Genomic DNA, 2,487 nt, shown 5'->3' on the forward strand with positions numbered 1-2,487 from the left:
CATCCGAAACGGCGCGGTCTGCGACCGGGCAAGGGAATCCAGCACTTCCCGCTCACCATCGGATACCGGTAACGGATCGGCAGCAGCAGTCATGACATCGAATACTACACAACTGTCTATTCAAAACTGAGACGGCACACTAGATCCGTGAAGTTATGAGAATCGAGCTCACCATCCAGGACGGTCAACGCATATCCGGTCGGGTGGCGCACTATCCGGCGATCATCGCCAAGAGCACGGCGCAGCCGGTGGATGTAGATCTGTAATGTCTTTTTGGCTGTCGCGGGCGCCGCTTCGCCCCACATCGCTTCGACCAGTGAGTCTGCCGACATGGGTCGCATGGAAGAACACAACATTACCGACATCAATCTATGAAGCATGGCGGTCCGCAGGTTCACCGGATCTTCATTGCGCCGCACGACAACTGGACCGAGCACGCCAAATTGCAGCATTACACACCTCCCCGCTGGTGAGTCATGACTTTTGCCATCGTCCTGCGGGTGAGGGCGCTTGTCAACAGCGGGTTACGTCGATGCATGTGTGTGCAGGTTCTGTGCAACCGTGTTCCGGCACCCTCTTGCCAAAGGCGGTGATACCGCCGAAGACGGGGGCCGGCGTGCTGCTCCTGGTCCCAAGGGCGATCTCAGAGAGGAGCATCTATGCTAACGTTTTCTCATGCGCCAAGCCGATACCTGGCAAGGCTTCTCGCCATCGCCATGGTGGCGTTCACAATGACCGCGCTGTCTAGACCGGTGCTCGCGGCGGCGCCCAGCGCCCCGACCGAAGGCGACGGGCACATCTCACCCGAGCACATAATCACTTGTCTGCACTTCGCGACAGCACCCGCTTGGGCTGGTGGAGACACCGTTGCGGGAATGATCTACTGGAGCTGCACTGACCGCCCCGACATCAAGGAGGCATGCGGTCAGATGAGGTATGGGCCATCGACGCCTGGGTTTCCGTAGGCCCCAACATCTGTTCGTATTCGACGAATCCCGTGGGCAACTTCCAAGTTGTCGGGACCTGCGTTGGTGGCCCCGGAAGCTGGAGCTGGAGATACCGTATTCACTACACTGCGGAGCAGTTTCACGAGTTCTGGGACTCGGCCGAAGGCTGGAGTCCCGAGAAGACTGTAGCCTGTTAGTTCGAAGGACCGGTTGCCGGTGTCTTGAGCAGCGACACCGGCACCTTCGCAAGGAAGTTGGTGGCGATGCCGACGTTCGCACAGGAGACCCGCGAGGTCGTCTCCCAGGCTCACGCGACCGCCAAGGCCGCAGGTGCGGAGGCGGTCGAGATCGAACATCTCCTCCTCGCCATCATGGAGACAGACCCGAGCGGCGATGCGGCTGCATGCCTCGCGAGCGCGGGGCTGACCGTCGGCGCGATCAGGCCACTCGCCGACACGCCAAGCCGGGCTGAGGCCGGAGGGCACATGGAGTTTGCAGCCCTGACCAAGATAGCTGTCCAACTAGCCGGGACCGTGGCGGACGCCAAGCGTGCTGCTGAGATCACGACCACACACCTTCTGTGGGGGGTCGTACAGGCGGCCAACGACAGGGTGGCCGCGCTCCTGGTCCCGGCAGGCACCGATGTCGAACGGTTCCGCGACAGCGTGTTCAGTCTTGTGGACATCGCTTGATGATCGGGTAGCCACCCAAAACCGAGAACAGGGATCTCAATCCGCGAGCTGCGGACTTCCCGGAACCCTGATGCGCTGCCCATCACCGGTCGTGGTCGGCGACCGCAGCGCCAGCCGCGGTGACCGTCACCCGGTCCAGGCTGGCGGCCACGTCGACCTTACGGCCGATCACCGACGGGTGCACCGAGTGGTCGTTGGCGTCCAGACGCAGGTAGTGGTCGCGGGCCAGCCGCGTCGTCAACCGCCAACCAACCACTGGGGCCACAGGTGGCAGGTCGAGCATCGCCGCCCGATCAGCAAGCCACCGGTCAACCAGCCGACAAGCCCAGCGCCCGGTGCTGGCGTTGGTTGGCCCGCGTCAGCCAGGTGCTCAGTTGGGCGTTGAAATCGGCCGGTGAAGCGAACACGCGGCCGGGTAGGAACGAGGTCTCCAGATAACCGTTGGCCCGTTCCACCAACCCTTTGGCCTCCGGATCCCTTGGCCGGCCCTGGATTACCCGGATGCCTTCACAAGGCTGCCGCGGAAGGCGTTCATCGCCTCGGTCAGCTGTGGCCGCCCGCCACGCCTCTGACCGACTGCGGAATCGTTGTCCCACAATAGCACCCGCTGTCGGCGATCATGAAATTCCCCCGGTTGGGCGGGTTCGCGCTGACGTAATTCCCCAGCCTGTGGCGGTCCCGCTCACGTAATTCCCCATGGGGAATGTGAGCGGGCCGGTGCCGGGGTGGTCCTCGCGATCAAGCAGAGTTCTCCCTCGTCTGTTCAGGGACGAGGGAGCCGATGGCGAGGAGAAGTTTTACCGTGGTGGACATTACGGAGATCTTGACGCACTGGCATGCGGGAAGAT

At 62.6% G+C, this 2,487-nt stretch carries 2 protein-coding genes and 1 pseudogene; 1 reads left to right on the forward strand and 2 read right to left on the reverse strand.

What is annotated here, in order from left to right:
- Positions 1-116 precede the first annotated feature (116 nt).
- The gene (locus tag DM816_RS41465) at positions 117-452 is read right to left on the reverse strand and encodes an AfsR/SARP family transcriptional regulator (protein ID WP_117215891.1); all 336 of its coding nucleotides are present in this window, start codon (positions 450-452) and stop codon (positions 117-119) included.
- 716 nt (positions 453-1,168) lie between these two features.
- Here DM816_RS41465 and DM816_RS41470 point away from each other — a divergent pair.
- A complete protein-coding gene (locus tag DM816_RS41470; protein WP_117215892.1) occupies positions 1,169-1,639 on the forward strand; it encodes a Clp protease N-terminal domain-containing protein in 471 nt (156 codons plus the stop codon).
- Between the two features lie 85 nt (positions 1,640-1,724).
- On the opposite strand, the pseudogene DM816_RS41475 reads toward DM816_RS41470, so the two are convergent.
- Positions 1,725-2,246: pseudogene (locus DM816_RS41475) on the reverse strand (Mu transposase domain-containing protein); the annotation flags it as partial.
- Positions 2,247-2,487 lie beyond the last annotated feature (241 nt).

It is taken from the genome of Allorhizocola rhizosphaerae (assembly GCF_003426775.1).
GTDB lineage: Bacteria > Actinomycetota > Actinomycetes > Mycobacteriales > Micromonosporaceae > Allorhizocola > Allorhizocola rhizosphaerae.